General features: G+C 62.0%; 26 protein-coding genes and 1 tRNA gene. 9 read left to right on the top strand and 18 right to left on the bottom strand.

Annotated features, from left to right (window positions below; genetic code table 11):
* Window positions 1-142 precede the first annotated feature (142 nt).
* Window positions 143-961, top strand: a complete 819-nt coding sequence (locus AB0O52_RS13010) for a ParA family protein (RefSeq protein ID WP_364538140.1) — start codon at window positions 143-145, stop codon at window positions 959-961.
* Between the two features lie 116 nt (window positions 962-1077).
* Here the strand turns inward: AB0O52_RS13010 and AB0O52_RS13005 are convergent, their stop codons facing one another.
* The 5 genes from AB0O52_RS13005 to gcvH form a co-directional block, all read right to left on the bottom strand.
* Window positions 1078-1671: a MerR family transcriptional regulator gene (locus AB0O52_RS13005; protein WP_284983831.1), complete on the bottom strand. Its 594-nt coding sequence runs from the start codon at window positions 1669-1671 to the stop codon at window positions 1078-1080.
* A gap of 243 nt (window positions 1672-1914) precedes the next feature.
* Entirely contained in the window at window positions 1915-2418 is a 504-nt protein-coding gene (locus tag AB0O52_RS13000; RefSeq protein ID WP_059389161.1) for a bifunctional nuclease family protein, read from the bottom strand.
* Window positions 2418-3134: a MerR family transcriptional regulator gene (locus AB0O52_RS12995; protein WP_234753791.1), complete on the bottom strand. Its 717-nt coding sequence runs from the start codon at window positions 3132-3134 to the stop codon at window positions 2418-2420. The genes AB0O52_RS13000 and AB0O52_RS12995 overlap by 1 nt, the downstream gene beginning before the upstream one ends.
* Window positions 3135-3154: 20 nt before the next feature.
* Complete coding sequence (locus tag AB0O52_RS12990) at window positions 3155-3634, bottom strand: FHA domain-containing protein (RefSeq protein WP_364538138.1); 480 nt, start codon at window positions 3632-3634, stop codon at window positions 3155-3157.
* Between the two features lie 142 nt (window positions 3635-3776).
* Window positions 3777-4163 carry a glycine cleavage system protein GcvH gene (gcvH, locus tag AB0O52_RS12985; RefSeq protein ID WP_364538136.1) on the bottom strand — a complete coding sequence of 129 codons (387 nt, stop codon included), beginning with the start codon at window positions 4161-4163 and terminating at the stop codon, window positions 3777-3779.
* A gap of 163 nt (window positions 4164-4326) precedes the next feature.
* Here gcvH and AB0O52_RS12980 point away from each other — a divergent pair, with 163 nt between their 5' ends.
* Window positions 4327-5220 (top strand): DNA-formamidopyrimidine glycosylase family protein, encoded by an 894-nt coding sequence (locus AB0O52_RS12980; protein ID WP_364538134.1) that lies wholly within the window; start codon window positions 4327-4329, stop codon window positions 5218-5220.
* 22 nt (window positions 5221-5242) lie between these two features.
* Here AB0O52_RS12980 and AB0O52_RS12975 read toward each other — a convergent pair whose 3' ends face one another.
* The gene (locus AB0O52_RS12975; RefSeq protein WP_364538132.1) at window positions 5243-6466 is read right to left on the bottom strand and encodes an MFS transporter; all 1224 of its coding nucleotides are present in this window, start codon (window positions 6464-6466) and stop codon (window positions 5243-5245) included.
* Window positions 6467-6640: 174 nt separating this feature from the next.
* Between AB0O52_RS12975 and AB0O52_RS12970 the strand changes: the two genes are divergently transcribed.
* Window positions 6641-7087, top strand: coding sequence for a MarR family transcriptional regulator (locus tag AB0O52_RS12970; protein ID WP_364538130.1), 447 nt, complete (start codon window positions 6641-6643; stop codon window positions 7085-7087).
* Between the two features lie 59 nt (window positions 7088-7146).
* Here AB0O52_RS12970 and AB0O52_RS12965 read toward each other — a convergent pair whose 3' ends face one another.
* On the bottom strand, window positions 7147-7443 hold the full coding sequence (locus AB0O52_RS12965; protein WP_364538128.1) for a zinc ribbon domain-containing protein YjdM: 297 nt from the start codon (window positions 7441-7443) through the stop codon (window positions 7147-7149).
* 231 nt (window positions 7444-7674) lie between these two features.
* Between AB0O52_RS12965 and AB0O52_RS12960 the strand changes: the two genes are divergently transcribed.
* The 5 genes from AB0O52_RS12960 (at window position 7675) to AB0O52_RS12940 (ending at window position 11522) form a co-directional block, all read left to right on the top strand.
* Complete coding sequence (locus AB0O52_RS12960) at window positions 7675-8025, top strand: hypothetical protein (protein ID WP_364538126.1); 351 nt, start codon at window positions 7675-7677, stop codon at window positions 8023-8025.
* Between the two features lie 253 nt (window positions 8026-8278).
* Window positions 8279-8677: a hypothetical protein gene (locus AB0O52_RS12955; protein ID WP_364538124.1), complete on the top strand. Its 399-nt coding sequence runs from the start codon at window positions 8279-8281 to the stop codon at window positions 8675-8677.
* 124 nt (window positions 8678-8801) lie between these two features.
* Window positions 8802-9797: a hypothetical protein gene (locus tag AB0O52_RS12950; protein ID WP_364538122.1), complete on the top strand. Its 996-nt coding sequence runs from the start codon at window positions 8802-8804 to the stop codon at window positions 9795-9797.
* A gap of 38 nt (window positions 9798-9835) precedes the next feature.
* Window positions 9836-10408: an ATP-binding cassette domain-containing protein gene (locus AB0O52_RS12945; RefSeq protein WP_364538315.1), complete on the top strand. Its 573-nt coding sequence runs from the start codon at window positions 9836-9838 to the stop codon at window positions 10406-10408.
* 481 nt (window positions 10409-10889) lie between these two features.
* Window positions 10890-11522 (top strand): FtsX-like permease family protein, encoded by a 633-nt coding sequence (locus tag AB0O52_RS12940; RefSeq protein WP_364538120.1) that lies wholly within the window; start codon window positions 10890-10892, stop codon window positions 11520-11522.
* Window positions 11523-11869: 347 nt separating this feature from the next.
* On the opposite strand, the gene AB0O52_RS12935 is transcribed toward AB0O52_RS12940, so the two are convergent.
* Window positions 11870-12214 (bottom strand): hypothetical protein, encoded by a 345-nt coding sequence (locus AB0O52_RS12935; RefSeq protein WP_364538118.1) that lies wholly within the window; start codon window positions 12212-12214, stop codon window positions 11870-11872.
* Window positions 12215-13327: 1113 nt separating this feature from the next.
* A complete protein-coding gene (locus tag AB0O52_RS12930) occupies window positions 13328-14170 on the bottom strand; it encodes a hypothetical protein (RefSeq protein ID WP_364538116.1) in 843 nt (280 codons plus the stop codon).
* Window positions 14171-14493: 323 nt separating this feature from the next.
* Between AB0O52_RS12930 and AB0O52_RS12925 the strand changes: the two genes are divergently transcribed.
* Window positions 14494-15678 (top strand): transposase family protein, encoded by a 1185-nt coding sequence (locus AB0O52_RS12925; protein WP_364538114.1) that lies wholly within the window; start codon window positions 14494-14496, stop codon window positions 15676-15678.
* Between the two features lie 348 nt (window positions 15679-16026).
* On the opposite strand, the gene AB0O52_RS12920 is transcribed toward AB0O52_RS12925, so the two are convergent.
* The 9 genes from AB0O52_RS12920 to AB0O52_RS12880 form a co-directional block, all read right to left on the bottom strand.
* Window positions 16027-16100: transfer RNA gene (locus tag AB0O52_RS12920), tRNA-Pro, on the bottom strand.
* A 127-nt stretch (window positions 16101-16227) separates the two neighbouring features.
* Window positions 16228-17778: a ribosome biogenesis GTPase Der gene (der, locus tag AB0O52_RS12915; RefSeq protein WP_364538112.1), complete on the bottom strand. Its 1551-nt coding sequence runs from the start codon at window positions 17776-17778 to the stop codon at window positions 16228-16230.
* A gap of 76 nt (window positions 17779-17854) precedes the next feature.
* Entirely contained in the window at window positions 17855-18520 is a 666-nt protein-coding gene (locus AB0O52_RS12910; RefSeq protein WP_364538110.1) for a lysophospholipid acyltransferase family protein, read from the bottom strand.
* A complete protein-coding gene (gene cmk, locus AB0O52_RS12905) occupies window positions 18513-19226 on the bottom strand; it encodes a (d)CMP kinase (protein WP_364538108.1) in 714 nt (237 codons plus the stop codon). Before cmk ends, AB0O52_RS12910 begins: the two co-directional genes overlap by 8 nt.
* Window positions 19226-20332, bottom strand: coding sequence for a prephenate dehydrogenase (locus AB0O52_RS12900; RefSeq protein ID WP_364538107.1), 1107 nt, complete (start codon window positions 20330-20332; stop codon window positions 19226-19228). Before AB0O52_RS12900 ends, cmk begins: the two co-directional genes overlap by 1 nt.
* A gap of 3 nt (window positions 20333-20335) precedes the next feature.
* Window positions 20336-21604, bottom strand: a complete 1269-nt coding sequence (locus AB0O52_RS12895; protein ID WP_364538105.1) for a pseudouridine synthase — start codon at window positions 21602-21604, stop codon at window positions 20336-20338.
* A gap of 163 nt (window positions 21605-21767) precedes the next feature.
* Window positions 21768-22433, bottom strand: coding sequence for an SMC-Scp complex subunit ScpB (locus tag AB0O52_RS12890; RefSeq protein ID WP_364538103.1), 666 nt, complete (start codon window positions 22431-22433; stop codon window positions 21768-21770).
* Entirely contained in the window at window positions 22430-23311 is an 882-nt protein-coding gene (locus tag AB0O52_RS12885) for a ScpA family protein (RefSeq protein WP_364538101.1), read from the bottom strand. The genes AB0O52_RS12890 and AB0O52_RS12885 overlap by 4 nt, the downstream gene beginning before the upstream one ends.
* A gap of 5 nt (window positions 23312-23316) precedes the next feature.
* On the bottom strand, window positions 23317-24216 hold the full coding sequence (locus AB0O52_RS12880; protein WP_364538099.1) for an AAA family ATPase: 900 nt from the start codon (window positions 24214-24216) through the stop codon (window positions 23317-23319).
* Window positions 24217-24422 lie beyond the last annotated feature (206 nt).

Genomic DNA, 24422 nt, shown 5'->3' with positions numbered 1-24422 from the left:
CGAACCGTTCCGGGCTGATAAGGCAGGAATCGGCGGCCACTCAACATATGATGTTGAAGGGCAGCGGCAGAGCCCCGGTTCCGGCAAGGCCGGAACACAGGCACCGCGACACGGCAACCGGCGTTAGGTTTTGGGTTTTCAAGTGCAAGTAGTCAGCATCAGCAGCCTCAAAGGCGGCGTGGGCAAGACATCCGTAACCACTGGGTTGGCCTCGGCCGCACTGGCCGCAGGGATCCCCACCCTTGTCGTGGACCTGGATCCCCACGCCGACGCCACCACGGCCCTCGGTGTCCAGGCCGGAGACCAGCTCGACATTGGCCGCATGCTGAAGAACCCCCGCAAGGCCAGGCTCTTGGACAATGTGGCCAGCAGCGGCTGGGTTGACCACCCCCGTGGCAACGGCGGAGGAACGGCCCTTGATGTCGCCGTCGGATCCGCCTACACCGGTATCTACGATCGGCCGGATCTTGGGCGCCGCGATCTCCGCCGCCTGACGGCGGTCCTTGCCGCGGCCGAAAAGTACGAGCTGGTTCTCGTCGACTGTCCGCCGTCCCTCAACGGCCTCACCCGCATGGCCTGGAGCGCGAGCGACCGCGTGGTCCTCGTCGCCGAACCTGGGCTCTTCTCGGTAGCCGGCACGGAGCGCACCATGCGCGCCATCCAGCTGTTCCGCCAGGAGTTCGCTCCGCAGTTGGCCCCCGCAGGGATTGTTGCGAACCGGGTCCGGCCGTCCTCGACCGAGCACACGTACCGGCTCGCGGAGATGGAATCGATGTTCGGCGAGCTATTGCTGGCACCGCATATTCCGGAGCAGGCGAACTGGCAGCAAATCCAGGGTGCCGCCCACGCCGTCCACCACTGGCCTGGCGACTCGGCCAAGAACACCGCCAAACTGTTTGACTCTCTTCTGGAGAACATGTTGTCCTCAAACAACAGCACGCGGGAACGCCGCAAGCGCTGACGGGAATCTGCAAAGCGGCAGCCATCCCGCTTAGACAATAGGGATGAAGCCGCCTTCCTGCCGGAAGGCGGCTTCATTGGTCTTCAGTGGCCGCTTGCGGCGATCCCGACGGCGGTTCAGCCTGTGCGGCGCGCGGAACGGCGCTTGCTGAGTTCGTCGTCCGGAAAGGACTGCTCTACTGCGTGCTCGCTCGGGAGTGCAGCAAGGCTGCCCTCGACTTCGCGCCACACGCGTCCTACAGCGATGCCGAAAACGCCCTGGCCCCCCTGCACCAGGTCAATGACTTCGTCCGCTGAAGTACATTCATAGACACTCGCGCCATCGCTCATGAGGGTGATTTGCGCGAGGTCTTCTACTCCGCGTTCACGCAAATGCTCGACGGCCGTGCGGATCTGCTGGAGGGATACACCTGTGTCCAGGAGGCGCTTGACGACTTTGAGGACGAGGATGTCGCGGAAGCCGTAGAGCCGCTGCGATCCGGAACCGGCGGCGCCTCGCACAGCGGGTTCAACAAGTCCAGTACGTGCCCAGTAGTCCAGCTGGCGGTAGGTGATCCCTGCCGCCTTGCACGCGGTGGGGCCACGGTAGCCGGCATCTTCGTCCAGGACCGGAAGGTCCTCGGTGAAAAGCAGACCCTGGGCACCGCTTGCGGGTACAGCAACGCCTGTCGAGGCCTGCTTTAGCTCGCCTGCTTCGCCTTTGGGACTCACGTGACCCTCCTTGTCAGAAGTTCCCTTGGGGATGGTGCATACGGCGGCTAACACGAAACGGGGAAATGCACTCGTGTAATTTCAACGCGTCCGCACCTTTCAGTGTGACTTGCGCGGGTCCTGTATGCAACGGGAACTTGATATCTTCGACGTTAGGCGTGCGGGAGCCTCAGGTCAAAGACGTCCGGGGCATTTTCAGATCGTGTCGAAACTTTCACCCTCAACTTTAACCTTAGGCTGCCTTCAACCTTCGAAATCCTCGGGCTCCACGTCGTCCAGGAACTCCCGGAACCGGCGCAATTCCCGTTCTTCGTCAACTTCGGGACCCGGCTCGGTGTCTTCGCCCTCGTCGTGTTCGGTGATCCGGACGCCGGCCTCCTCCATGACTGCGTCGGCACACCAGATGCGGCATTTCGCCCGCAACGCCAGCGCAAGCGCGTCGGAAGCGCGGGAACTCACTACAGTCCCGTCGTCGAACTGGAGCTGACCGTAGAAGATGTTGTCCTCAACCGCCACAATGTTCACGCTGATGATCGTGTGGCCGAGTGCCTCAACGACGTCGATCATCAGATCGTGGGTCATGGGACGGGGCGGCACCACTCCTTGCTGGGCCAGGGCGATGGCACTGGCTTCGGGCGTTCCGATCCAGATGGGGACATGGCGCTCCCCGTGCATCTCCCGCAGGAGGACCAGAGGCTGGTTTGAAGGCAGTTCAATGCGAACTCCAACGATCTCGACCTCAATCATCATGCGTCCATACGGGAGATTCGGTCCTGCACCAGGGCTCGATGCAGGCTGAGGCAGAGTTCGCTGATTTCCCGGGCGGCTTCCGCAGCCCGGGATTGCGATGCCGCATCCTTGCGGGACGTCAAGGGAGCGACGACGCGCTCCACCAAGCCGAATTCGCGTTCGGCAGCCGCTTGGAACGGACGGAGGTGCCGCGGCTCAAGTCCGTGGCTTTCAAGTTGGACACAGGCACGCGCAACTTGCAGGGCGTGTTCGTCGAATTTGCCGTTGACGTGGCTGATGAGTCCGAAACTGAGAAGGGACTGCAATAGCGGGACGCTCGCCCCGGATTCCGTCCGCAACTGCTCCTCGCTCAGGGCGCGTGCGCGGCCCTGCAGCTCAGCCGCAAGTTCGTCCGAGACGATCCGAGGGGAAACCGACACCCCGGGAGGAAGGTTCTCGGGACGCTCGCCACGATCGATCGCGTCCAGGTAATCCTTGATGACTTTCAGTGGCAGGTACTGGTCACGCTGGAGTGCCAGCACGAAGCGCAGGCGCTCGACGTCGCTTTCGGCGTATTGCCGGTACCCGGCAGGCGTGCGCTTGGGATTGATCAGTCCCTTTTCCTCGAGAAAACGGATCTTGGACGCCGTCATGGTGGGAAAGTCGTCGCTGAGTTGCGCGAGGACCTCCCCGATGTTGAGGACCTGCGGTCCTCGCCGTTCCGGCTGGGGCATTGCCACAGGCGTACCCGGAATCAGTCTTGGCCTGCTGCGCGGGCAGGGCTCAGGTAGTAGGTGAGGCGGAACTTCCCGATCTGGACCTCGCTGCCGTTCTTGAGCAGGACGTTATCCACCCGGTCCTGGTTGACGTAGGTGCCATTGAGGCTTCCGGTGTCCACCACTTCGAAGCCCTCAGGGGTGCGCACGAATTCCACGTGCTTGCGCGAAACCGTCACATCATCCAGGAAGATATCCGCATCCGGGTGGCGGCCGGCGGTGGTGATGTCCGAGTCCAGGAGGAACCGTGCACCCGCATTGGGGCCGCTGTGGGCAATCAGCAAGGCCGATCCAGGAGGCAGCGCCTGGACCGCAGCGCGCTCCTCGGCTGCCAGCGGCGGACGGGCATCCGGCTCGTGGTGGCGCACAGGCGTGAGCTGGATCGAGGTAGTCTCCGAGGTTGGCTGTTCTACAGCACCGTGCTCGTCCCGGGCGTGGTTCCGCTTGCCGCCAACCATGGAAATCCTCCTCATCCGCCGGCAGTTATCATCAACTGCCGGTTACGCATCTGCCCGGTTCCCCCGGGCCAAACAGGTCGCTGGCCCGCCGCCGCCGCTCCCCCTTTTCCGGGGAGAACCAACTTGGCGGGCCAGATACCATTTAGCCTACCTGTTGTTCGTACTCTGATGCACTGAGAAGGGTTTCGATGGCGTCAGCTTCCGAAAGCTTTACTTCGAACAGCCAGCCGTCACCGTAGGGATCCGAGTTGATCAGGGCTGAGTCGGTGTCGAGAGCATCGTTGCGGGCGACAATTTCGCCGCTGACCGGGGCGTATATGTCGCTCACGCTCTTCGTTGACTCGACTTCACCCACGACGTCGTTGCCCTTCACCGTGGTGCCGGGCTCGGGTAGCTGGGCGTAGACGACATCGCCGAGTGCATCCTGGGCGAAGTCCGTGATGCCGACGCGTACGACGCCGTCTGCATTCGGGGCGCTGACCCATTCATGTTCGGCGGTGTAGGAGAGATCGGCAGGAATGTTGCTCATGAGTCGCCTTTCATCGGGACATTTCGGACCACGACGGCGGCCCGGACATCCGGCCACCGCTGAAAGTATAAGCACATCCATGCCTCCTCCCCACAGGTGTCTGGAATGATTGGAAGCAGACTTGAGCCGCATAGTCCCGCAACGCCGCCGAAGGAGCGCGATCATGCCGGAACTGCCCGAAATCACTGCTTTAGCCGACTTTCTGGACCAGCGGCTATCCGGGGCGCAGCTTACCCGGTTCCTGCTGCCATCGGCCTTCCCCCTGAAAGCAGCGGATGTTCCCCCTGAATCGCTGATCGGGCGGACAGTCGAATCCGTCGGCCGGCGGGGAAAGTTCCTCGTTTTCGAGATCGCTCCTGAAGCACCCCTGGACGGAGACTCAGCAGCGCCCCTGTACTTGGTCGTCAATTTCGCGAAGTCCGGCTGGCTCACGTTCACGGACGAACAGTCCGGCGACGAAGAAACTGCGGCGGGCGGATACTTCGCCGCGCAACTGGGCTTTTCGAACAACGGCCACGATTTCGGCATTACTCTTAGCGACACCGGAACCTGGAAAGGATTGGCCCTCTTCATCGTTCGCCAGCCCGCGGAAGTCCATGGCATCGCGGAGCTCGGGCCCGATCCCCTTGACCCCGGCTTCGGCCTGGACGAGTTCGGCCGGCTTTTCACGCATAGGCAGCAGATCAAGGGAGTCCTGAAGAACCAGAAGCTCCTGGCGGGCATCGGGAACGCCTACAGCGACGAAATCCTCCACGCAGCCAAGCTGTCTCCCGTGGCCGCCGCTGCATCGTTGGGCCCGGACGCAGTAGAGCGCATCTTCACTACTATGAAGGACGTTCTCAGCGGCGCCGTCCAGGAGCTCTCAGGCAAGAAACCGAGCGAGCTGAAGGAGGCCAAGAAAGCCTCGATGCGCGTGCACGGCAGGTCCGGCGAGCCTTGCCCGGTCTGCGGCGACACCGTGCGGGAGATTGCCTTCGTGGGCACTTCGCTGCAGTACTGCCCCACCTGCCAGACCAACGGCGAGATCCTGGCCAAACGCGGTGCGGGCGAGGCCTGATTCCAGGAAACCGGCGTGTCGCTTAGGCGACCGGTGACCCCTCAGGTTCGCGTACGACGTCGGGGGCTGCTTCCGGAGCGGAAGCTGACTCCCCCGCTCCCCCACGCCGCGCTGCTGCCGCGGCGGCAATCATGACGAGCAAGGCCGCTACAGTGATGGCGGCCCCGGCCCAGATCGGCGAGGTGTAGCGCAGGCCCAGGGTGATGGTGAGGCCGCCGAGCCAGGCGCCCAAGGCGTTGCCGAGGTTGAAGGCGCCGATATTCGCACCGGAGGCGAGGGTGGGCGCTGTGGCGGCAAAGTGCATGACGCGCATCTGCAGACCCGGAACGGTAGCGAAGCCGAAGCCGCCCATGAGGGCGAGCGAGAACAGGGTGGCCACGGGGCTCGCGGCCGTGAGAGCGAAGAACACGAGCACGAGCACCAGGCCCGCGAGGATGACCACGAGGGTTTTGTCGATGGACTTGTCGGCCGCTTTGCCGCCGGCGATATTGCCGACGAACAGTCCTACGCCAAACAGGACGAGGAGCCAAGGGACTGCGTGGGGTTCGAATCCGGAGACGTCGGTCAGGGTGAAGGCGATGTAAGTGAAGGCTCCGAACATGCCGCCAAAACCGAGAATCGTGACAACGATCGACAGCCACACCTGACCGGACGCGAACGCACCAAGCTCGCTGCGGAGGCTGCTCGCAACGGCCCCTTCCTTGGTGCGCGGGACCATGAGGGCGATGCCGATGAGGGCGGCAACCCCGATGACGGTGATGGCCCAGAAGGTGGACCGCCAGCCGAGGTTCTGGCCAAGGAAGGTTCCGAAGGGGACGCCCAGGACGTTGGCGGCGGTGAGGCCAGTGAACATGATGGCGATGGCTCCGGCCTTTTTGTGGGCCGGGACCAGGCTGGCCGCGACGACTGAGCCGATGCCGAAGAAGGCTCCGTGACAGAGCGCGGCAATAATGCGCCCGACCAACATGGCCGGGTAGCTGTCCGCGATGGCGGAGAGGAAGTTGCCCGCGACGAACAGGACGAGGAGACCGATCAGCACGGGCTTCCGGGGCAGGCGGGTGACGGCCGCTGTGACCAAGAGGGCGCCGACAACGACGCTCAGCGCATAGCCGGTGATGAACCATCCGGCGGCTGCTTCGCTGATTCTGAAGTCGGTGGCAATCTCGGGCAAGAGGCCCATGATGACGAACTCGGTCAAGCCAATGCCGAATCCGCCGAGGGCAAGGGCGATCAACCCTGCGGGCATGGTGAGCTCCTTTGTGGGGATGGATTCCCGTAAGACTGGAAGTGCGTCGCCGAGAACCGTAGAATATTAGTTGCAGACGCTGCATATATAGTTGCACACGCCATGTAATTGCGCAAGCAACTACTTTGGCGCGCGTCTGGCTTTCTCATCGATCGGCAGGGAGTTACGGGAGCCATGGGCACCAAGGACGACGCCGTTGAGGTGCGGGCGCAGGGGTGGCGGACTCTCGCGGCGCTGCACGGCAACATCGAGGCAGCACTGGAAAAGGCGTTGCAGTCCGCCGCCGATCTTTCGGTAGTCGAGTACACGGTATTGGACGCGCTGAGCCGCCAGGACGGCTGGCACATGCGGATGCAGCAGCTCGCCAGGGCCACGGCACTTTCCAGCAGCGCCACGACACGCTTGGTGAACCGGCTCGAGGACCGTGGGCTGCTGACAAGGATCCTGTGCGCCGACGACCGGCGCGGGATCTATACGGAACTCACCGAGGCCGGCCAGAAGCTGTTGCTGGCGACCCGGCCCGTGCACGACGAAACCCTCGCAGAGTCCCTGACGGCCGCGGAATCCGTGCCGGAGCTTGAGCCCCTAGTGAAGGCGTTGGGGGCGCTGCAGGGGGCTTGAGGGCGCCAGGCCTTCTTGACCACGCTTGACTTGAGCTGCATGGGTCCGAAGCCGTCCACCTAGCAGTCGATGGCGTGATCCCCCACGCCGTTCACAATGCGGATGTTGCGGACCTTGGTTCCGACCTTGATGGCGGCGGCGCTGCCCTTGACCTTGAGGTCCTTGATCACCGTCACGGTATCCCCGTCTGAGAGGACATTGCCGACGGCGTCCTTGATCTCCGTTGAGCCGGCTTCCGCTTCGTCAGAAGCCGTGGGCGACCATTCGTGCGCGCACTCGGGGCAGACCAGCAAGGCACCCATCTCGTAGGTGTATTCGCTGGCGCATTCGGGGCAAGGGGGAAGGGTATCGCTCACCGTCCAATGATAGATGGGGGCGCCGTCAAACACGGAGACGGCGACCCGGGCACACTGAGACGCCCGGCAGGAACCCCGAAATCTCGCGGAATTGAACACGTAGATCGCTACTGTCGACCACTTAATTCTTGGATTTGACCACTGAGACGGCAAATGTCGGCCATATATTGCTTGCGGGGTGGGCATAGCCGGCTTGGGGCAATCCGAGTCAAACCATAGGAAGGAACCGTCATGAAAAGCGTCATTCGCATCCTGATCGCGGGCTCTGCTGCACTGGTTCTTACGCTCCTGGCCTCGCCAGCACAAGCGGCCAGTTGCCAAGTTCGGACCGTTACTACTTGGAACTGTCAAACCGTAAAGCTCATCGGAAACAGCTGGACAGCCAATGGCACCGGCAAGGCTTCCACGACCAAGGACGGCTTTTGCTGGAATCCGTTCAACACCCTCAAGGTGATGGTCAGTGATGGGTCATCAATCAGCGACAACTCGCTCATTTCAGCGAGTTACATCGCGACGACTATCTCGACTTGGAGGACGGTCACCGGGACGCATGGCCTCGACGGGTCGTCGTTCGAGTCCTAGGAAGTCAACGGCAATGCACTGCATGAGACGCACTCCTCTTGCCCTAGTTCCTTTACTCAGCTTGCTCGTGGGTTGCTCTGAGAAGCCGTCGCCGACTTCATTAGCCTCTGGTCCGATTGTTACCTCAGACCAAATAAAGGACATAGGCCGTCAGTTGCGTACAGAGGGGAAAACCGGGCAAGCCGACATCCTAGAGCAAGGCTCAGTGAGTTTTCCACAGTATGACGGAGCGTTTGGGAACCTAAGAGCTTGCGTGGAGGAGAAAGGATATTCCCTTTCGGAGCCTCAGACGAATCCTCTAAACGGCGTCACATACTCCTTTGTGTTGAAGCTGAACGGCAGAATCCCACAGAAGGCCGCCGCCGACTACTCCGCTTGCAAAGAAGAACACTGGTCCATGGTTGCAGCGGTCTTCGAAAACACGTCCAAAAAGGCTATGGATTCACCATTGTGGTCTGCAACCAAGGATTGCCTTGCGGCGGCCGGCTTTGAATCTCCCTCAAATCCAGGTCTGCTCGTGGACCTGGTGGGCGAAAAGCCCGTCGGCGGCGATGGAGTCCTCTCGCCTCAAGCGAAAGCGGCCACTTCCTGTGTCGAAGAAAATGCGTTGAAGCTCTATCCGAAGCTCGCAGCAGTCGACGTGAGCTTTTGACATGCGCGCTAGCAAGACAGCCCGCCGTTGGCTGCTGGGAATAGGAGTTGCGACCTGGCTCGTAGCCCCAGCGGCTGCGGTTTGGGTTGTGACTCAAAGCGCAGCGGGCGTCCGAATAGAAACGATGAAAGCCGAAGTTTGGTCCCCGGCTCTGGCCAGGGATGCCGAAACCTCACGCGAAGTTCAAATTCTGATGGACTGGGAGGACGGTTCCAAGCTATATGCGCCTGCGTGGGATGGAATAGTGCAAGCCGTGCATCTCAGAACCGGGGAAACCATCAAAGATGGCGACATGGTTACCGTGGTCAATGGCATATCCCGCATGGCCGTTTATACCGATACACCCTTTTTCGGCGAGCTAAGAGTGGGTGATGTCGGTTCAGAAGTACATAAACTAAATGCCGCTCTCACACGATTAGGGTTCGGCAAACCGGTTGGAGATCGCTACGGCGCTACTACTGCTGCCGCGGTGACGCATCTCCAGACCAAGCTAGGAGTGAGCCCCGCCAGCGGAGAAACATTCTCATCGTCTTGGTTTGTTTTCCTGCCTAACGAAGCCGTAAACGTTGGTAGTACCCACCTGGTTCGGGGCTCCATGGCGCCGGCGTTTGGGGCTGAAATTGCGTCGTCACCGAAGCAAGTGTCCAAAGCCGTTGTCGTAATGGCAGGTGCCGTCTCGAAGTCGGCGACCGATGCAACCGAACTGGGCGTCGAAACCTCGCGCACGCCTGACATCACTCAGACCGCCAGACTTGAAGTTTTTCCACAAGAGCGCCTGTTTTTGGGCGACGTTGACCTCGAACTGAATAGTGACCGCCAGCAGCTTTCGAATTTGGGGAAAACAGCTCTTAGGTCCATGGTCCAAGAAGGCGCCCGAGCGACTGACGCGAAGCTGAAAGCACCTTCCGTCAAAGGTAGCCTTCGTGTCCCATCGGCAGCAGTATTTGCCTCAAAGACCGGCAAGACATGCGTGATAACGAGGGAACCTGACGGGACGAAAAGATCGAAGCCGGTTGCGATCCTCTCCTCTTCTGCTGGGCAAGCGGTCGTGACGGCGGATATACGACCAGGCCAGAATGTCGAAATCTCGCCAAGAATTGGAGATAGATCTTGCGAATAGACCTCTTCAAACTGTCCAAATCCTATGGTCCCAGGAAGGTGCTCGCGCGAATTGACGCCTCGATAGTGGGTCCCGGGTTCGTTGCCGTAAGGGGTCCCTCAGGAGCTGGGAAGACCACTCTGCTTTCCATCCTGGCAGGACAAATAGAGCCGACCGGTGGCAGTTTTGCTATGTCTGGCTTTTCCGACGGGATGAGCATCGACTGGATCGTTCAATCGGCACCACTACTGGCTCACCGAACCGTAAGCGAAAATATCATGCTGGGCCCTTTGTCAAAAGGACTGGAGGCGGCGTCTGCGATGCGCGCTAGCCTCGGTGCTGCGCGTTCGCTTGGGATCAGCCACTTGATGCGCAAACGAGGCTTTTCACTTTCAGGTGGTGAGCGCCAAAGAGTTGCAGTGGCACGTTCAGTTGCATGGGCCGGCGAACTTGTATTGGCTGACGAGCCAACGGCAGCTCTCGACGCACACGCCAGGGTGGCCGTGTGCGATGGTCTCCGAGCAGCCGCATCCAGCGGCTCCCTTGTCGTTGTGGCCACCCACGACGATTATGTCTCAGCCAGAGCCGACCTGGTCATCACCCTTCAGCCAGCAATGCACGATGTCAACTAGGCCTCGAAAGAGCTGGCCGCAGCACCTAAAAGGTTTTTCCGCCCACTCGGTCTCAACGGAATCCATTGCAAATGCGCTAGCTCCCCGACTTAGAGCAGCGGTCTCAATGGTCGTGAGCCTTCTGGTCGGTGGATCGGTTGTTGTGGCTACTCACTTGGACGTCACCGCAATCTCAGAACGCGCCAGCAGACAACTTTTTCGGGGGGTGAACGTTTTGGTCGTCACGACCCAGGATCGATCGCCAATATCCTTAGAGGCGTGTGAGCGGTTAGCAAGCGTTGAAGGTGTGCTCCGAGCAGGCGGAGTGGCCAGATCAGAAATGGTCCATACCTCACTAGATCCTCGGAACAACCTGCTTCTATTGTCTGTTAGTCCGTCTTGGCTACAAATCGTTTGGCCGGACAGGCCCAAGCTCACAGGTGTAGCCGTTGGCAATGCCCTCGCCTCTCGACTTGGACTCGTTAGTGGGTCGACGGTCCCCTTGGTATCAACCGGTTCAGACCCCAAAGGAAGCGCGAACCTGGAAATTCAGCAAGTCCTGCCCGTATCACCGCGGAGCGATCGGTTTGAATCCGCTGCTGTCTACGTCGCTTCCCCAACCGAAACTGTTGGAGACTGTCTGGTTGAGAGTGAATCGGGCGCGGTCGAGAAGGTGCGTTCCATTCCGGCGAACTGGTTTTTCCCATCGCCGGTTTTCGTAAGACCCTTCTATTCGCTAGACCATCTGCAGCTGACCCCGCAGCAAGAACTCGATAGTCGTCCGTCCAAGATCGGCCCTTTTTTGGGGTTTGCGATTCTGTTGTCGCTCACAATCGGGCGGTGGGCGGCACGCAAACAAGATTTTGCTCTGTACCGCGTTCTCGGACTGAAGGAACAACAACTGGCAGTGATGCTCGTCTTTGACTCGGCCTTGACGGTGTGGGGACCGGCGATTTTCGGAGGCACCGGAGCCACGTTCGCAGGTCTATGTCTCCTGCGAGCTAGCCCCGTCGCCGCCGAATTGGCGTTGATCGACTATGCGGCCCTTGTGTTCTTGCTCTTGGTCGTTCCAGCCAGTGGATGGCTATGGCTTCGTCTGGTTTCGGTTTCAGACAGCCTTAAAGGACGGAACTGATGCTCAAAAAACTGGAAGTTGGTGCATGAACCGTGCAGTTGCCTTCATGGGGCCTCGTACTGGGATTCCTTATCGTGAGCATATATCTTCGCTCGCTCAAGCTCTTCGCTCTGATGACAATCTGCGCCCTACCTGGGCTGGTAGCTCGTGCAGCAGCGACGCTATTCGCAGAACCCTTGCATTTGACGGCAAACCAACAGGACGGGTTGAACGTCTTCTCGTCCGTCTGGATCTACCTGACGCTGATCCTTTTCGTAGGCATCCGGCGAATGACTGGACCAGGGTGAGGCTGCCGGCCCCACTCCGTGGTTGAATGCGCACGTGTCAAGGACCAAGCTGATGCCTCTCTATGGAACGCTCCCGAACCAGTGGATTCCCGGGTACTTTGAGTTAATCGGCTTCAGAACCGTGCTGTCTCGTTCTCTTCCTTCATCTGTGGGTCCAACGAGCTCTCCAAGCACGATGCCCATTGCCGTTTGGATTGGCTGGCGACGGTCGAAGTCCAGCTCCTCGAGGAGTCGCAGGCCATAAACCCGACCGGCCAGCGCACCTCGCCAATCGTCGTAGACGACCGCGATCCGGGTGGCATCAATAGACGCAGCGTGCCTGTATCTCACACGGCCCATAATGCTTTCGTCCACAAGCTTGAAGCCTTCCTCGAATGCTCGGGCCCAAGCGTCCGCACTGTTCATGGGTGCTTGCGAATCCGTGAGCCCCGAGGGTCACTTGCCTGATGCAGTTGCATTGAGGCTTTTGAAACTCTTCTGCTGCTCATCAAAGTCCTCCTATTGATCTCGCGGGTACTCGCTTCCTGCGAGCGGACACCCGATGGATCACAGATAGAACCACGGCAACAATGAGTCCCACTGTGCTGCACCATCCGCAAAAGCACGGACATGCGACACGGCGAATCCCATGGCCGTGTCCGGGAGAAATCAGGAGCATCGACGGAACAGCGTAGGCGAACAAAATGAAGGGCGCTACCATCCTGGCGTCGAAGGATCTACCAATCCTTCGCGCAAGCGTCCAACAAACGGTGCCCGTCATTCCGCTCCAGGTCAAGAACCAAATGACGTTGCCAAGAGTAGACCCGCCCTGGAACGCCGCATAGGACTCGAAGAGGCCCAATCCGGTGTACTGCGCTGAAACAATGAAGACGGCATAGGCACCTAACGTCCATGGAATAACGGCAGCCAAGGCTATCGCGGTGCCTGCCGGTCGCTCGCTCCGCATATTCAGCCCTCCGATTTGGCAGTTGCAAGTAGTGGCTTGCCGTCAAACTACCTCCGGAATTGGCCGATAGGTGCAGAAAGAGCGCAAATTAGGTGCTCAAGGCTCTAGAAATGAGTGCTCCCTGTGTGGTCGGCGTCAGATTCTGCTCGATAATTACTTTCGCGGAAGTTGTCTGTCCCATAATTCCAAGGCTCAGGAGTTTATCCACTCGAATGATAGTGCAGAATCCAACGCCCCACTCCGAATCAGAACTCGTCGACCTCGAGAGCCCAGGCCCTCGAAAATTGATTCCTTAAGCCGTCGCCATTATTCAGTCCCTGGCGCTAGCTCCCGGCCCCGATGGCTGACTCCGGTGCCGCTGTCGCATCATGGAGAACCATGCCACGAGAATGACAACTGCCAAGATCTGAAAGCCGAATGCAACTTTGAAGAACTCGGCCGACGCTAGCCCCAGTAGTCCGAGCACGGGCAGAACTACTAGGCCTAGAACGGCCAGAACTGCGCAACTAATCCGGTAGATTTTCTGGGTATGTTCCATGGCTTCTCACCTCTGCCTGTCTGTTCGCCTGAGTCTAGTTGCATTGAGGTCCGGCGTACTCGAACGCATTCCAACTGACTATCTGGATAGGAGCGCCCGCGAAGAACAGCCCGGCACATTTACCGTCTGAAACCGCATTTGCGGCGGTGGACTGAATGAAGCCGGCAGCGAGCACGCACGCGGCTGCTGCCCAGGCTCCCGCAGCGGCGCAGGCCGCGGCCGCACCGCCCAGGGTTCCCCACCCACCGTTGGCCAGCCTGGTGGTTTCCCAGCGGTTGAAGTAGAGCGAGCACCAGCCGAAACCGCATCCAACCTGCGGGTCAGCCGTCACGGGGTACTGGGCACCGCGATGATCGACAGTTTGTGTAATTACATTGCCTGAGACCCTGTAACTAGTGGCCAGTTTCTTGCCCGTCGCGTCATGGGCCCAGGCGGGCTGGATGTAGTTCACTTGCTTACCAACCGCGTCGTTGACCGCGATGGATCCATCCGCATTCGCTACCAGGCGCATCGTCTCGTCTCCGATGGTGAACTTGTACTCGCTGGGGGCAGCAGGGTCGTTGATGACGATGTAGCTCGCGTTCAGACCCTGCTGGCCGATGCCGGTCACCGCCCCGTAACTGTCGCCAACCTTTTCGACGGTCAAGCCATCCTCGGTGGTCGTCCGGCTTCCATTTAGTATTGGGGAAACCGGGACGGGCCGGACTTCCGAAGCCCTTCCGTTGAGCTTGGCCTGGGCATTGTTGCTTGCGGCCCTTGCCTTCCCCACGATTGCCTTCTTCCCGACGAGGCCCTGGCCTTCCACCACAGATAGTGGGTCAAACTTCGAGACCCCGTCAACCTTGGCCACAGGAGCCGCGGGTCGAGCATCATCCACAGAATAAGACGTTGAGGCTTGAGCGGTCCCAACGAACATCGTTGTCGCAACGGTAGCCGCGGCTATTGCCGCCACCGCACGCATCACTATCGATTTCATCTGGGTCTCCCATTTAATTGGCAGCAATTCGCCCAGCAGAAACAATCCGGTCAACCGGTTTTATTCTAGCTCAACTGCCTCCATACGCGCACCCTCCCGCGTTGACTCATTGAAAACCTCCGCGTAGCCGGATACGTTGCCTCATTTGAAAACCTCCGCCTAGCGGCGTGGTTCGCAAGGGTGGCGGCGGTCGGGGGGCTATGCCCGTTTTCATGGAGCTAACGATGGCCCAGCGGCAAGCTGTGACGAAGAAGAAGGCCCTCGCCTATAAGGGTGCCGATCGTGCCGGGAAGTCCCGGATCCTGAACGAACTGGTCGAGCTGACCGGTTGGCACCGCGACTACGCCCGGGCGGCGTTGCGGGATGCCCTGGTGTTGAAGATCGTCAGGCCACGCCCGGGCAGGACCCCGGTGTACGGGCCTGATCTGCTGCCTGCCCTCATCAAGTGCTGGGCCGTGCTGCGCGCCCCTGCCGGCAGGCTGCTGGCCCCGATGCTTCCTGTCCTGGTGCCGCTGCTGCGCCGGGACCGGGAGCTTGAACTGAGCGATGAGCAGGCCGGTCTGCTGATGCGGATGAGCGCAGCGACGATCGACCGGAAACTCGCCGGCGAACGGGCGAAACTTTTCCCGCGCAGACGGTCCCATACCAAGCCGGGCACGCTGCTCAAATCCCAGATCCCGGTCCGCACCTGGGCCGAATGGGATGACGCCGTCCCGGGGTTCGTGGAGATCGACCTGGTGGGCCACGAGGGAGGCAACAGCTTCGGCGAGTTCTGCTGCACCCTGACGGTGACGGACATCGCCACGGGCTGGACCGTGAACCGGTCGGTGCAGAACAAGGCCGCCAAATGGGTCTTCGAGGCCCTCGAACACGTCACTGCCGCGTTCCCGTTCCCCATCATCGGCATCGATTCAGACAACGGTTCCGAGTTCATCAACGAGCATCTGCTGGCCTACTGCCACGCGCACGAGATCACCTTCACCCGCTCCCGGCCCGGCAACAAAAACGACGGAGCCCACGTGGAGCAGAAGAACTGGGCCAGAGTCCGGGAACTGGTCGGCTACCTGAGCTACGACACCGCCGCGGAACTGGCCAAACTCAACGAGATCTGGGAGCTGGACCGTGTCTTCACCAACTACCTGCTGCCCCAGCAAAAGCTACTCATCAAGCAGCGGCACGGCGCGAAAGTCACCAAGAAACACGACGCCCCCGCCACACCCCACCAACGCGCGATCCGGCATGAACGGATGCACAAACGCCCGGTCATCCAGATGAACGCCGCCTTCAAACGCATCAAGCCCGGAGCCCTCTCACGCCAGATCCTGGCGCTCACCGGACAGCTGGAAACACTGGCCTTAGCCAAGAAACCAGCACCCCTCAAACCCGTCAACCGCGCCTGGAACCACTAGGCCACCCGGAGGCACTTCACCGAGGCAACGAACCCGCCCATCCGGAGGTTTTCAAAAGAGGCAACGTATTACTCTTCCCGGAGGTATTGCAATGAGGCAACAGGCCTCCTCAGGGATCAAGTTTCTTTTAAGGTCCTGCCCGCCCAGAAGCGTGCTGCCAGCCTCTCGCGTCCCTGGAGCCGCCGCCGAAGGCCTCCGGCGCCGAAAAGGTTGGGCCGGACGGACGTAACACACATGGGATTTGCACACGATGTCCTATGACCCACATTCGGACCGGCCCAAGCCCCTAAAGCGCAAAAATCCCGGGAACCCTTAGGTTCCCGGGACTTTGCTATCCATACCTTGCGGTCGGGCTGACAGGATTTGAACCTGCGACCCCTTGACCCCCAGTCAAGTGCGCTACCAAGCTGCGCTACAGCCCGTCAGTCCTGCCGTTCTCCGCCTAGGTTTTCACCTAAGCAGTCCGGCCGAACCACCTCAAAAAGCTTACACGATGTTCGAGGTTCCCAATGACACCTTGGTGGGTGTCATCTGTGATGCGCGTCTCAATTAGCGCTTCTTGCCACGCTTTTCACGGACGCGCATGTTGACCTCGATCGGCGTGCCGTCGAAGCCGAAGGTTTCGCGCAGGCGGCGAGTGATGAACCGGCGGTATCCGGGGTCCAGGAAGCCCGTGGTGAAGAGCACGAACTTCGGCGGACGGCTGGATGCCTGGGTGCCGAACAGGATGCGGGGCTGCTTGCCGCCGCGGACCGGGTGCGGGTGGGCCGCCACGAGCTCGCCAAGGAACGCGTTGAGGCGTCCCGTGGGGATGCGCTTGTCCCAGCTCTCCAGGGCGAGGTCCAGTGCGGGCACCAGGCGGTCCTTGTGCCAGCCGGTCTTGGCGGAGATGTTGACCCGCGGAGCCCATTCAACGTGTGCCAGGTCCTGCTCGATTTCCCGCTCAAGGTAGCGGCGACGTTCGTCGTCGAGCAGGTCCCACTTGTTGAACGCGAGGACGAGCGCGCGGCCCGACTCGATGGCGAGTTGCAGGATGCGGACGTCCTGCTCGCTGAGCACCTCGTCAACGGCCAGGAGCACGACGGCGACCTCCGCCTTTTCGAGCGCGGCCTGCGTACGCAGGGAAGCGTAGAAGTCCGCGCCCTGGGCCATGTGCTGGCGGCGGCGGATGCCTGCGGTGTCCACGAAGCGCCAGGTGCGGCCGCCGAGTTCGATGAATTCGTCCACGGGGTCGCGGGTGGTCCCGGCGAGGGGATCGACGACCACGCGCTCGGAGCCGGCCAGCTTGTTCAGCAACGAGGACTTGCCGACGTTCGGGCGGCCGATGAGGGCGATGCGGCGGGGACCGCCGGAGCGCTCGACGCCTTCCACGGTGGAGAACTCGGGCAAGGTGTCCATGACGTGGTCCAGGAGGTCGGCAACGCCGCGGCCGTGGAGGGCAGACACGGGGTACGGTTCGCCGAAGCCAAGGCCCCAAAGCGTAGCGGAGTCGGCTTCCTGCGCAAAGTCGTCAACCTTGTTGGCCACCATGATGACCGGCTTCTTGGACTTGCGCAGCATCTTCATGACGCCTTCGTCCGTGGCAGTGGCGCCGACGGCTGAGTCCACCACGAAGAGCACGGCGTCGGCCAGTTCCACGGCCATCTCGGCCTGCTCGGCGACCCGGGCGTGGATGCCCTTGGCGTCGTGCTCCCAGCCACCGGTGTCCACGAGCGTGAAGTTGCGGCCGTTCCAGTGGGCCGAGTACATGACACGGTCACGGGTAACGCCCGGGGTGTCCTCGACGACGGCCTCGCGGCGGCCGAGGATGCGGTTCACCAGCGTGGACTTGCCGACGTTGGGGCGGCCGATGATGGCCAGGACCGGATCCAGCTTGAGGGGCCCGTCTTCGCCTTCGTCGTCGTAGAGTCCGCTCAGCAGGGCGGCGTCGTCCTCGTCGAGGTCATAGTCTTCCAGGCCTGCCCGGAGGGAGGCTGCGCGGAGTTCGGCTTCGTCGTCGTCCAGGGCGGCGAGGTTTTCAGCCACCTGGTCGGTGCCGGTGGGCGTGTATTCGTCGTCGCCGGCTCCGATGTTGCCGGATTTGTGAGTCGTATCGCTCATTGCACTTTCCTTAGTGGTGATCTGCCGGCGTCCCGGCTACTTCTTCTTGGCGGTGCTGCATTGGCTGTGGGCCGGTTCATTTAGTCCCCGGAAGGGACTGACCGGTGGTCTTGACGGCATCCTGGACGTGTCCAGCCAGCGCAGCGCGGATCTCCGCAGCCGCCCTGTCCATTGAAACACGCCCCGGCTCGCCGTTTCTGCGGGTCACATTCAAGGGAGCCCCGAAACTGACGTACAGGCGGCGGCGCAGCCCCGGAATGGAGTCACGGTGTTCGTCTCCGGTCCGCGTTCCGAGGATGGCCACGGGAATCACTGTGGCACCGGACATCAGGGCGAGCCATGCGACGCCGTTGCTGATGTTGCCGGCGGTGCCGCTCCCCCGCGTTCCTTCAGGGAGAATCCCCACGCAACGGCCGGCGTCGAGCGCTTGTCTTCCGAGCTGGAGCGCCGCGCGGTCGCCGGAGCGGTCGACGGAAATCTGCCCCGAGGCACGAAGAACCTTGCCCAGGAAACCCTTGAACATCTCCTTCTTGACCAGGATGTGCATGGGCCGTGGAGCCGCGCCGAACATCACCGGCCCGTCCAGGAAGCTGATGTGGTTGCCCGCGAAAATGACCGGGCCGGATTTGGGAACGTTGGCGCGTCCCGTTATCGCTGTCCGGTACAGGACATGATCCAACAGCCAGCCGACAGGCCGGCTCCACATCATGGTCCAGCGTGCCGGGAGCCGGGCTTCAGTCACCGTAGATGACCTTGCCTACAATGCTCAGTGCCGTTTCAACCGTTTCTTCGAAATCCAGGTCCGAGGAATCCAGGGTGACAACGCCGTCGGCCGCCTGGGTGAAGTTCACCACAGTGGAGTCCTTGGCATCGCGGTGGATCACCTGGGCGGCGAGCTGCTCGTGGCTCTGCGTTCCGCCCAACTGGAGGCCGCGGCGCCGCAGCCGGGCTTCCTCGCTGGCGGTCAGCAGCATACGGACCTCCGCATAGGGCGCGACGACGGTGGTGATGTCCCGTCCTTCGACCACCATGCGGCGGTGGTGCTGTTCGATCAACTGGCGCTGGCGACGAATCAATTCGTTGCGGGCACCGAGCGTGGTTGCAACGGCGCTGACAGACGAGGAGATCCTCGGCTCACGGATTTCCTCCGTGATATCCACTCCGGCAACACTGACGTATTCGGCGTTGGCACTGGTGCTGAGTTCCAGCGGCAGATCCTTTGAGGCCTGCTCGACGGCGGCACCGTCCCCGAGGTCGATCCCGGTCTTGAGGCAATACCAGGTCAACGCACGGTACATCGCACCCGTGTCCAGATAGGCCAGCTTCAAGCGCCGGGCAACTTCCTTGCTGACGCTGGACTTGCCGGAGCCGGACGGGCCGTCGATGGCGACAACCAGCGGCTTTCCCGGACGTACAACGGTCTCCGGGCCGAAAAGTTCACGTTTCATTACTGGAGTACCCGCCATCCACGGTCAGTCAAGGCTTCAACAAGGAGGTCGTGCTTGTTGGGCATGACGGAGAGTTCCACCATGCCAACGTTCTGCCCGGACGAGTGGTCCAGGCGGAGGTCTTCAACATTGACGCCGATCTCACCGATCTCCGTCAACAACCTGGCGATCTGCCCGGGCCGGTCGTCTACCAGAACTGTAAGCCATGAATATGCCTGCGGGGGTCCGCCGTGCTTCCCCGGGATCCTGGCCTGCCCGGCGTTGCCCTCGCTGATGAGCTGGGCAAGGTCCAGGCGGGCGCCGGGCGCGGTGGGATCCTCCAGGGTACCGATTAATCGGTTGAGGTCTTCACGGACACCATGGAGGATATCCACCATCTTGGCCGCGTTGTTGCCGAGGATCTGCACCCACAGGGTGGGATCGCTGGCGGCAATCCTCGTGGTGTCCCGCAACCCGTTCCCGGCCAGGGACAGCGCGTGAAGCGGTGTCCCCTGCAAGCGGCTGGCAAGAAGCGAAGACATCACCTGGGGCAAGTGCGATACCAAGGCAACCGCTTCATCGTGTTCCTCCGCCGTGAACTGGGAGACTATGGCCCCCAGGTCGCCGGCAAGGGAACGTGCGGTCTGAAGCGCGTCGGCGCTGGTCTCCTCGGACGGGCAAAGAACCCAGGGCATGGACGTGAAGAGCTCGCCGCGGGCAGCGACGGGTCCCGACTTCTCGCGCCCAGCCATCGGGTGCGTCCCGACGTAACGGGACATGTCCACTCCCCGGCGCCGGAGTTCGGCTTGGATTGCCAGCTTGACGCTGGCAATGTCCACCACGACAGCCTCCGGGTATTCACCCAGGGCACGCTCGACGACGTCGGCCGTCACATCCGGCGGCGCCGCGACAACAACCAGCTGGGGTGCCTTCTCAAGCTCGGACAGTGGCCTGCCCGCACCGATATCCACGGCCACCGCCTGGTTGGTCGGCGACGGGTCCGAAAGGAACACGGAGACACCCCGGCCGCGCAGGCCGAGACCGATGCTGGCTCCGAGCAGGCCGGTGCCGAAAACGACCACCGGGCCGTCAAGGTGGCCCCGGCCGTGCGAGTGGAATGCCGACATGCCTTACAGTCCTACGGAGGCCAGGAGGTGTCCGACTTCCTGCTTGCCGAGGTTCCTGATGCTGCCTTGGCGCTGGTCGCCCAGGCCGATGGGACCGATCTTGACGCGCACAAGGCGCAGCACGGGGAACCCGACGGCTTCGAACAAGCGGCGGACAATACGGTTCTTGCCGGAGTGCAGCACAACCTCGATCAGCACGTGGCCCGGAGTGGAATCCACGAGTTTGAAGGAGTCGACGGAAGCGATGCCGTCTTCGAGTTCGATGCCGGCCTTCAGCTGCGCACCGACGCCCTGCGGGAACGGACCGCGGACCTGTACCAGGTACGTCTTGGGAACCTCATAGGAAGGGTGCGTCAAGCGGTTGGCGAGTTCGCCGTCGTTGGTCAGCAGCAGAAGGCCCTCGGTGGCGACGTCAAGACGGCCGACGTGGAAGAGACGCTCGCCCTTGTTCTTGGCGGACTTGAGGAAGTCGCTGATGCAGGGACGGCCCTCAGGGTCTTCCATGGTGGAAACGACGCCCTTGGGCTTGTTGAACACCATGTAGAGCATGGTGTCATCGAGCTGGATGCGAATGCCGTCGACGTGGATCACGGCGGTCGCGGGATCGACGCGCATGCCAAGCTCGGTGGTGAGCTGGCCGTTGACCTCGACGCGGCCTTCCTCGATCATTTCCTCGCATACGCGGCGGGAAGCCACGCCGGCCTGGGCCATGACCTTCTGCAAGCGCACGCCATCGGCGTCGTGCTGCTCGGACTGGGCCACCTCGCCGCGGCGGCCACGGGGCTTGCGGATCGGACCAAGGTTCTGGCCGAAGCGCTCGCTGCCAAAAGCACGGGAAGCGTACTGCTTCTTGTTGCTGGCCTTGGGCTTCAGTGCGCCCGGCGTGCCCGGAGCCTTGCCGAACCCGGGCTTGTTGGAGCCTGGCTTGCGGGGGGCCTTTGCCGGCTTCCCGGCGTGCCGACGCTCGTAGCCTCCGGCCGAGGTGGGGTTGTCCGGATCGAAGGGGCGTTCCTCACGCGGACGGGTGGGCTTGAAGGGGCGTTCTCCGCCCGGGGAGAAGCTGCGCTTGCTGCCTCCGGAGGCGCCGGCAGCACGGCTAGCGCCACCGGCACGGCTTGCGCCACCCCGGCCGGCTCCAAAACTGCTGCCGCCTGCACGGCCGGCACTGCTGCGGCCTGCATTGCTGCGGCCTGAGTCTTGCGACTCGTTGCGTCCGGAATTGTTTCGTCCCGAACTATTACGTGGTGAACCCTGGCGTCCCGCCTGTGTCATGACCCGTCCTTTTGTTATGGTGGCCGGCTTGTTCTTTCTCAACATAAGCCAGCCGGACAGAGGATATCTGCCCTGTGTGTCTGCCCGCTACTAGCCGGGCGTTTGTAGATCCTTGCAATATTGAGTTGTTTCGATTTGCGTGCGGCCGCGGTGTTTCCCGCGACTACATGCGTTCGGCGTCGAAGAACTCCTCGATGCCCTCCAGCCCCGGAAGGTGGGGGGACAATTGAGGCAGTTCCGCCACCGAGCCAATGCCCATGCGCTCGAGGAAGTACGAGGTGGTCCGGTAAAGGATCGCCCCCGATTCAGGATCGGTACCCGAGTCCTCGATCAGCCCGCGTTGGACAAGGGTCCGGATGACTGAATCGACATTGACGCCGCGGATGGCCGACACCCTGGCCCTGGAAACCGGCTGCCGGTACGCGATGACCGCCATGGTTTCAAGGGCTGCCTGCGTCAGCCGCGCGGTCTGGCCTTCGAGAACGAACCTTCCCACGACGTCGGCAAAATCCGCGCGTGAATAGATCCGCCACCCTCCGGCAACGTTCCGCAACTCAAAACCCCGGGGTGCAGCGCCGGCACTTGCATCAGTGTGCAAGTCATCAGCGTCCCTGCCCGGGGCTTTAACAGTATAGCCGCTATACTCCTGCCGCAGTCCCTCCAGCAAATCCTCGACGACGGCGACCGTCACGTTGAGCCCGGCAGCGAGCTCTTCCGCGGTGGCCGGTTGGTCGATCACCATCAGGACGGCTTCGAGAGCCGCGCGTGCGCCGCCGGGTACGGCTTCAAGCTCGGCGAGCCCGTCCCCGCCTGTTTCCTGCTCGCTCACAGCCGTTCCTCTCCTTTGTCGATCTGCCCGGCGCCGGGTTCGGAATCGTACTCGTCGCTCAAGTTGTCACTGCTCCAGCCTTCGGGGCGCCCTGTCCAGCGGACGGTCAGCTCGGCCAGCGGACCCGGCTGCTCAAACGCCACCACACGGTCGCGGAACAGCTCAAGGAGTGCCAGGAACCGGGCCACGACAACAAGCGTGGACTCGGCGTCGGCGATCAGTGCCCTGAAGGATTGTGGCTGGCCGCGCTGCAGGCGGTACCCGATGATCTCGGCCTGTTCCTTGACACTGACGGGTGCTCCGTGAAGGTGGTCGAGGCCGACTTCCTCGGGCGTGTTGTCCTTCGGAGCCAGGGTCTTCGCCGCCAGCGCGGCGAACTGTTCGGGCGTATGGCGCCAGATAAGTTCGGGCAGCATCGCCGCGAAATGCCCTTCCAGCGCAACTTGCCGCGGGAAGCGCCGGGCTTCGGACTCCAAAGTGCCGGACATGATCGCGGCCACCTGTTTGAAAGCCTTGTACTGCAGGAGCCGGGCGAAGAGAAGATCCCGGGCTTCCAGCAAGGCAATGTCCTCGGCATCTTCGACTTCGCCGGCCGGCAGGAGCCTTGCGGCTTTGAGGTCCAGGAGGGTCGCGGCGATGACCAGGAATTCGCTCGCTTCGTCCAGGGCCCAGTCCTCGCCCAGTTCCTGCAGGCGCCGGATGTACTTGATGAACTCATCCGTCACAGTGGCCAGCGCGACTTCCGTGATGTCCAGCTTGTGCTTGGAAATCAGGCCGAGCAGGAGATCGAACGGGCCGGTGAAGTTCGCCAGCCTGACCTCAAAGCCGGCCTTTCGTCCGGAAGGCGGCGCGCCTTCAACGGTGAGTGGCTCTGCCACGCGGGCTAGGGTGCGCCGCCGCGCGAAATCAGTTCCTTGGCCAGGCGGCGGTAGGCGTCGGCACCGATGTGGTTTCCGGCGTAGCTGGTGATGGGCTCCGCGGCAACCGTGGCATCGGCGAACTTGATGGAACGCTTGATGACGGTCTCGAAGACCTTGTCCCCGAACGCCTCCACGAGCCTGGAGATGACTTCGCGGCTGTGCAGGGTGCGGGCGTCATACATCGTAGCGAGCACGCCGTCCACCTGCAGGCGCGGGTTCAACCGGTCCTGCACCTTTTCGATGGTTTCGACGAGCAGTGCCACCGCGCGGAGGGCGAAGAATTCGCAGATCAGCGGGATGATGACGCCGTGCGCAGCCGTCAAGGCGTTGACGGTCAGGAGGCCGAGGGACGGCTGGCAGTCAATGAGCACAACGTCGTAGTCGTCCTCGACGTTCTTGAGCGCGCGGTCCAGCACTTGCTCACGCGCTACCTCGTTGACCAGCTGGACCTCGGCGGCGGAGAGGTCGATGTTCGCCGGCAGGAGGTCGATGCCTTCGACGCCGGTCTTCTGGATGGCGTCGCGGATGTCCACTTTGCGGTCCATCAGGACGTTGTAGACAGTGAGGTCGAGCTCGTGCGGGTTCGCGCCCAGGCCCGCGGAAAGAGCTCCCTGCGGGTCGAAGTCGACGAGCAGGACGCGCCGGCCGAATTCTGCGAGCGCAGCGGCGAGGTTGATGGTTGACGTGGTCTTGCCCACGCCACCCTTCTGGTTGACCATGGCGATGACGCGGGCCGGGCCGTGGGAGGCCAGCGGCGCGGGCTCGGGGAAGTCGCGGTGCGGGCGGCCCGTGGGCCCCATGACGGCGTCTTCCAGATCGAAATCCGTGCCCTCCAGCGTAGTCGTTCCCCGTTCGCTGCTCACGTATCTATCCACTCTCTCCACGACGGTCATTTCCTGCGGCTGTCTCCAGCACCAACACTGCTCCCCACCTAGGCTACAGCGCCCGACACGGCATTCTGTGGAACTTGACATTGCCCGCAGTTTGAGCCTTACCTTCTAGCTGAGGTAGAAGGTTGGGCCTTGGCGCCAATAAAACGCAGGCAAGGCAGGCTCCCATGACGGGTTCC

It is taken from the genome of Arthrobacter sp. NPDC080073, assembly GCF_040686575.1.
GTDB lineage: Bacteria > Actinomycetota > Actinomycetes > Actinomycetales > Micrococcaceae > Arthrobacter.
Note: the sequence above shows the minus strand (reverse complement) of the source record. Positions and strands in the feature narration are given on the sequence as shown.